Below are 6,213 nucleotides of genomic sequence, written 5' to 3'. Positions count from 1 at the left end.
GACCCTACCAGAAAGCATGCAATAGCTTTTCAAATACATCTAGCGAACAATAACGAAAAACAAGAAACGTTATTGACCACACGATGCAACAGCAATATAAGGTTTAGCTTACTCAGCGTCGCCTAAGCATATATTACTGGCTCGAAATGGTTCCAGTACCGTAGGGGACTCAAAAACCGACTGGTTTTTGAGGGTGCGACCCTAACTCGATTAAGCAGGGGTTACATTTTCGGCCTGTGGGCCTTTTTGGCCTTGAGTGACTTCCATCGTCACTTTTTGGCCTTCTTTCAGGGTCTTGCGACCTGAACCATTGATCGCACTATGGTGAACGAAAACATCTTTGCCGCCTTCCTGGGCAATAAAACCAAAGCCTTTTTCATCATTAAACCACTTAACGGTACCTACAACTTGCTCTGCCATATCGAACTCATATTAATAAAAACGCCAATCTCAGTTGGCTTAACAATACCCAGTCCGAGGACCGGCTCTACTTTAACGCCCTTCAATGGTAGCACTAAAAAGATAAGGAGAGCAAAACATTTTAAGTGTGGATTTGCGAGGCTTCAGTGCAACACGAACCCAATTTAAACAAAGCCCTAGCGATTAAAATCAAATTCCATTTGCACCCAATGGGCACCAAATCGCAAATATTTATAACATACTGATTATTAAAATTAATTTTATTAATAGGCTGTTTATAGTTTGGTATTGTAGGCACGTTTCAGCTTTAGAAAGCTAATCCGGTCAAATATTTCGTGCATGATTAGCGCAGCCAATATCAACGATGTTCCGGTCATTATTTGCTGGGTCAAAGGTTCATGGTTGACCCAATGCCCCAACAGCAACGCCAAAACTGGGGTGACAAGCGAACTCAAGGCGACCTGGGTGGCCGACAATTGCGTCAACAAATAATAATAGAGTGAAAAACCTATCGTCGTTGCGATCATCCCCAAATAAGCAATCGCTGCGATATTGACTGTAGACAACTTTTCAGGCCATTGCCCGTCAATCAATCCCCAGGTTATTAAATACGCAGGAAACGCCAGCCCTAACCCACCCGCCACTTGAGTTAATGCCGGTAATCCGGCGTCAATGCGCTTAATCCAGACCGCCCCAACCGACTGCAACAAGGCGGCGACCAACAACCCCGGCGATGCCGAAGGCTGCGCTTTCGCCCAAGTGGACAGCCGAACCAAACATGATATATAAACCGCCCACGCCCAAACTATATGCACACAGCTTACTGAATGACAAAAGCCGTTCCTTGAGCAAAACGCTTGCCAACAACGTAGTCATCAGCGGTGCGAGCCCGAACAACACTGAAATCCAGCCAGAAGGGATAAACTGCGAAGCCCAGTACACGGCGATCATCGAACCGTAAATTTGCACGGCAACTGCCAAGTACGTCAACCACGCCTTGCGATGACCCGCCAAAGATCGGCGGAACATCGCCAGCGTAAACAACAAACAAGCCATACCAATTGCCATACGGCTGGTGACGGCAAACAGGAAGCCAGGCCCCTCGCCGCTCCATTTGATAGCGAGCGGGGTCGTGGCCCAGAGCAAGACCACACAGATGTAAGATAGCGTAATACGCATTAGTATTTATTATATCGGGCAAATGAAAGGACAGACTTAAAAATCCGGCAAAAATTCAACGTGTTGGATTATTTAATTAAGTGTGGAGAATCACTCATTGACTAACTCATACAACCGCAGCGTGGATATAGGGACAAAGAACCTTCTCCTTGGGCGACACCGAATTCCCTACCCGTTGCCGCGTCCCCTATCACCGGGCGAAGGTTAAGAGGGAGAATCTTACATTAGCATAATGGCATTACTAGAACCACCCTCGAATCACAAAAATTTACATCAGCCCATTACCGCCGTATCATTCAATTAACCGATAAAATCGTCATTACTTCATAAACCATAGGAGTTACTCAATGCACCTTAACGATTCCGAAGTCGATGCCGCTTGCCATTACATTCGTCGGCACATGGACATGCATTCTTGGTGGCCGAAAGAACAACCGGGCGAAGCCAAGCGCGAGTTTGAATTGATGTGCGGCTTGGCATTGTCCTTAAATGTTTGGTGTGACCGATGGCTGGATGCGGGGCAGCGTAAGAAGCTGGAGAAGTCGGTTAGGGGTTGATCATTTTACTAACCTGTAAGACGACCAAATGTAGGATTTGCCGAGACAACACGAAGTATGCGCTTCCCCTTGTTCAGCACATCCTTTCGGACTAAATAAAACGATTGGATTGCTTCATCGTATTTATCAAAATCTTTTTCTGCTTTTTTCACTAGGAACAAGATTCTCACAGCTATTATCCAGAGCAGAATCAATACCTAAGCAAACATGCCCTAAATCAAGAACCAAAAGGGAACGTGATCGGCACCATTCGATTACAATAAGCCGACATGAAGAGTTTATTAAAAATAAAGGAGCATTTCATGAGGATTCGAGTACGCCTCTTTAACCTAATCGCTATAATATTCCTGGTAACAGGTACATCAACCTCGTATGCGAAGGAAAAATTTAAAGTCTGCGCCGATCCGCTCAACCCGCCGTATTCCACCAAAAAACAAGACGGCTTTGAAAATAAGATTGCCGAATTGCTTGCCAAGGAGCTGGGGCAAACGGTGGAATACACCTGGTTTCCGCAACGCATCGGCTTTGTCCGCAACACCTTGATGGCTTCCGTCAAAGAAGACGCAGTGGACAGCACGGACTTCAAATGCGACGTGGTGATGGGTTTGCCGACAGGCTACGACCTGACCGAAACGACGATCCCTTACTACCGCTCCACCTATGTTTTGTTGATTGCAAAAGGTCGCGGCTGGGATGACATTACCTTGGATGCCGCACAGTTGACCAATGTATCGCCGGAACGCCAGGACAGATTGAAGATTGCCATGTTCGACCAAACCCCCGGCACTATTTGGCTGCAAAAGAGCGGCTTGCTGGAATACGGCATCCCTTACCAAAGCATGTCGGGCGACGATGACAACAACACCGCCATGCAGATCGACAAAGACCTCAAGGCCAAAAAAATCGACATGGTGATTATTTGGGGGCCGATGGCGGGTTATATCATCTCGCAAAGCCCAAAAAATAGTTACACCGTCATTCCGATGAAATCGTCGCCAGGCATGCAATTTGATTTTCCCATGTCGATGGGCGTCAGGAAATCGGATAAGGAAAGGAAAGCGGTGCTGGATAGGTTGATTTTAAAAAATGCCAAAGAAATCAAGGTAATTATCGCCGAGTATAATATTCCATTGTTGTAAGTACTGCCTCTAATGCGCTACGCCATCCAAGTCAACGCCAGCCCTTGCCAGTCCAATAGCGGGTACAGTGCTTACCGGTTCATCCAAGCGGCCCTGGCGCAAGGGCATGAGGTGTTCAGGGTATTTTTTTACCATGAAGGGATATACCATGCTTTCAAGCACAACACGACGCCCGATGACGAATTGCAGCTCACGCAACTTTGGGGCGAACTTGCCGAACAACATTCGGTCGATTTGCTGGTATGCATATCTGCCGCCCAAAGACGGGGCCTATTGTATGCGGATGAAGCGCAACGGCGAGGCAAACAAGACGATGACTTGGCTATAGGTTTCCGCATCGGCGGCTTAGGGCAATGGGTCGAGGCTTTGTTAGAAGCCGATCGCGTGATCGTATTTGGCTAACTTATTGAGGCTATCGAACCCAATCAAACCCGTGAAAAAAATTTTATTTATCCTACGAAATCCCCCCCATAGCGGCACTCACGTCCAAGAAGCGCTCGATTTTATTATGACCGTTGCCGCCTTTGACCAGGAAGTCAGCCTCTTATTGCTGGACAACGCTGTGTTTCAGATCAAAAAACAGCAAAGCCCAGAAGGTTTAGGGTTGAAGGATACCGCAACTTTATTTAAAGCCCTGCCCATTTACAACATCAACACCATTTATACGGAAACTGAATCGTTATCGGAAATGGGCTTAACTATAGATAATTTAGCTGTACCTGTGATTGAAATCCCTCGGATAAAAATCGGTGAATTGTTAAAAACATTTGAGTGGGTATTGCCTGGTTAACTCAAAGTGATATACAGAGGTTGATCTTCCTTGATGGTCAATTGAACGCGCTGACCGGCTCGCCAACAATCAGTGCATTACCGGAATGCCCGTCGCAGTGAGCCTATAATTGCTGACAATCGGCCCGGTTATAATTTATCGTCATAGTTTGACCTGAAGCTATTAGTTATGCCCCAGGCATACGAATAGGGAAATTTACCCAACCGAATTCTTAGCCAAATAGTGACTAATCGGAAATACACTGGTAAAGTAATCTCCAATCAGCAGTGTCATTGAGTTAACTTATTGATTTTGTAAACTAAGAAATAACCGCATAGATAACTACACATTAAGGAGTAGCCATGAGTTTTTTTAGTAAAATCCTTTCAAAATTAGGCATTGGCAGTGCAGAAGCAGCAGAAGCCACCCCTACTGCAACCCAAGCTGCGCCAAGCTTTACCCCGGCCCCTACGGCGATTAGCGAAGTAGACGTGGTCTCCAAACTGGAAGGCATGGCCGCCTCCCATCCAGAAAAACTGAATTGGAAAACATCGATAGTCGATATCCTTAAGCTGTTAGGGCTGGACAGCAGCTTATCGGCACGTAAAGAACTTGCGACCGAACTGGGCTGCCCCGCAGAAAAAATGGCCGATTCCGCCCAAATGAACATGTGGCTACATAAAACCGTACTCCAAAAACTCGCCCAAAATGGCGGCAATATCCCAAAAGAATTGCTGGATTAATTGCTGTAAGAGTACGCAGCCAGTACCCTAACAAATTAGCCCCTTACCCATAAACTAGCGTCACTTATCGACGATCTGGTTATGTGTCTAAACGCATTTTTATCAGCATTTATTGGTTCAGCCTTCTAATGTTTGAGCCGCTCGTGCTACTAGGCTTGTCGAAACACCTTAGCCTTTCGAAGCTCAAGGAGAATGGAAATTTAAGATTTTATAAGTCCGAACTAATAATGCCTTTTGTTTTTTCCATTGACTCCCTCCTGATTGTCCAAAACGAAGTTATTGGAACATCTTTAGCCGTAAACGACGGTAATTTGTCATTGCAAAAATTTACCATCAGCGTACATTACAGCTAAGCCCTTAGCCTTAGAAGCTAAAAGTAATTTTGGCCGAGAGCTACGGTAGATGACACCCTGCCAAGTCATTCACCATTTACCCAGTAGCCCAGACCCCGGAGGAATACGTCATGAAAACAACAGACGAAGAAATCCAAACCGTAACCAATCAACTTAAAGAGTGGAACATACAAATAGCTGTGTTAACCGCAAAACAACAAGCAGCGGTGGCGGCAGCACAAAAATTTGCCCAGGAAATCTACGAATTACGCACTAAACATTCAGCAGCATCCCAGCAATTGCGCGAACTGGAATTGCATGAAAGCGGAATGTATATGTGGGAAAATATCGGAGACGGCGGATAATTGTTACGTTGGGGAAGTGCTTATCCTTATAAAACGATTAAAATCGAAGTTAAATTAGTTTGCCTACTGTTGTAAATACGTTAGGAATATTTTTATTATTCGGCATTACTAGAGACAAAAAATGAACTTTTTTTATACAAAATACTTATTGCAACGTAAATCGTTACTTCTAATTTGTCTATTTAGTTCAGTTTGTTTAATTGCCCATGCTACGCCCGATACAACAAAACAAACTACCATTGCTGATCAGGGAACCTCCAGTCAGATAATCAAAGCAACAAACAATACTCAAGAACCTATCTCAACTTCTAGACATCAGGAAGAAACTAATAAGATTGCCAATCCCGAAATTATAGAACTAATCATCTGGCTAACAGGTATTGGTTTGACTTTTTGCTTTGCCTTAGTCGCTATTTTTGCCCGAAACCATAGCGAACAACTTGAGCCTTATCTGGGGGAAGGACTACTGCTACAAACAATTGTCGTAATAATGATTGTACAGTGCGTACTGGCCTTAGCGCTTGCTAACTTCCTTAAACCAACTGAAGTCGGCACAATTTATGGGGGCATTATTGGCTATGTTTTAGGCAGGAGGATGTCCCCCAAAGAAGCATCTAAAGGCGGCAACAACCAAGACACCAGCGTTTAATTAATCTTAATTGGGGCACAGTTGCTTTGTCAAAAAAATTAAAACCTCGCCATAATAATG

At 44.9% G+C, this 6,213-nt stretch carries 10 protein-coding genes; 7 read left to right on the top strand and 3 right to left on the bottom strand.

The window, feature by feature from the left end; translation table 11 throughout:
• Window positions 1–210: 210 nt before the first annotated feature.
• The 3 genes from MGMO_RS05035 to MGMO_RS20950 all read right to left on the bottom strand — a co-directional run bounded on the left by MGMO_RS05035 (window position 211) and on the right by MGMO_RS20950 (window position 1,599).
• Window positions 211–420: a cold-shock protein gene (locus tag MGMO_RS05035; RefSeq protein WP_023493961.1), complete on the bottom strand. Its 210-nt coding sequence runs from the start codon at window positions 418–420 to the stop codon at window positions 211–213.
• A gap of 275 nt (window positions 421–695) precedes the next feature.
• Window positions 696–1,130, bottom strand: a complete 435-nt coding sequence (locus MGMO_RS20955; protein WP_321163109.1) for a DMT family transporter — start codon at window positions 1,128–1,130, stop codon at window positions 696–698.
• On the bottom strand, window positions 1,099–1,599 hold the full coding sequence (locus tag MGMO_RS20950) for a DMT family transporter (protein ID WP_023493959.1): 501 nt from the start codon (window positions 1,597–1,599) through the stop codon (window positions 1,099–1,101). Before MGMO_RS20950 ends, MGMO_RS20955 begins: the two co-directional genes overlap by 32 nt.
• Window positions 1,600–1,946: 347 nt before the next feature.
• Between MGMO_RS20950 and MGMO_RS05025 the strand changes: the two genes are divergently transcribed.
• From MGMO_RS05025 to MGMO_RS04995, 7 genes are all read left to right on the top strand, one after another.
• Window positions 1,947–2,156, top strand: coding sequence for a hypothetical protein (locus MGMO_RS05025; protein WP_023493958.1), 210 nt, complete (start codon window positions 1,947–1,949; stop codon window positions 2,154–2,156).
• Between the two features lie 302 nt (window positions 2,157–2,458).
• A complete protein-coding gene (locus MGMO_RS05020; RefSeq protein WP_023493957.1) occupies window positions 2,459–3,295 on the top strand; it encodes a quinoprotein dehydrogenase-associated putative ABC transporter substrate-binding protein in 837 nt (278 codons plus the stop codon).
• A gap of 12 nt (window positions 3,296–3,307) precedes the next feature.
• Entirely contained in the window at window positions 3,308–3,697 is a 390-nt protein-coding gene (gene tusD / locus MGMO_RS05015) for a sulfurtransferase complex subunit TusD (protein WP_023493956.1), read from the top strand.
• Window positions 3,698–3,728: 31 nt separating this feature from the next.
• A complete protein-coding gene (gene tusC / locus MGMO_RS05010; RefSeq protein WP_023493955.1) occupies window positions 3,729–4,085 on the top strand; it encodes a sulfurtransferase complex subunit TusC in 357 nt (118 codons plus the stop codon).
• Window positions 4,086–4,426: 341 nt separating this feature from the next.
• Complete coding sequence (locus tag MGMO_RS05005; RefSeq protein WP_023493954.1) at window positions 4,427–4,807, top strand: DUF3597 domain-containing protein; 381 nt, start codon at window positions 4,427–4,429, stop codon at window positions 4,805–4,807.
• Between the two features lie 463 nt (window positions 4,808–5,270).
• Window positions 5,271–5,504, top strand: coding sequence for a sll1863 family stress response protein (locus tag MGMO_RS05000; RefSeq protein WP_023493952.1), 234 nt, complete (start codon window positions 5,271–5,273; stop codon window positions 5,502–5,504).
• A 121-nt stretch (window positions 5,505–5,625) separates the two neighbouring features.
• Window positions 5,626–6,153: a hypothetical protein gene (locus MGMO_RS04995; protein WP_023493951.1), complete on the top strand. Its 528-nt coding sequence runs from the start codon at window positions 5,626–5,628 to the stop codon at window positions 6,151–6,153.
• Window positions 6,154–6,213 lie beyond the last annotated feature (60 nt).

This window comes from Methyloglobulus morosus KoM1 (assembly GCF_000496735.2).
Taxonomy (GTDB): domain Bacteria; phylum Pseudomonadota; class Gammaproteobacteria; order Methylococcales; family Methylomonadaceae; genus Methyloglobulus; species Methyloglobulus morosus.
The sequence above is the reverse complement of the archived record's forward strand: the minus strand, read 5'-3'. Positions and strand labels throughout refer to the sequence as shown.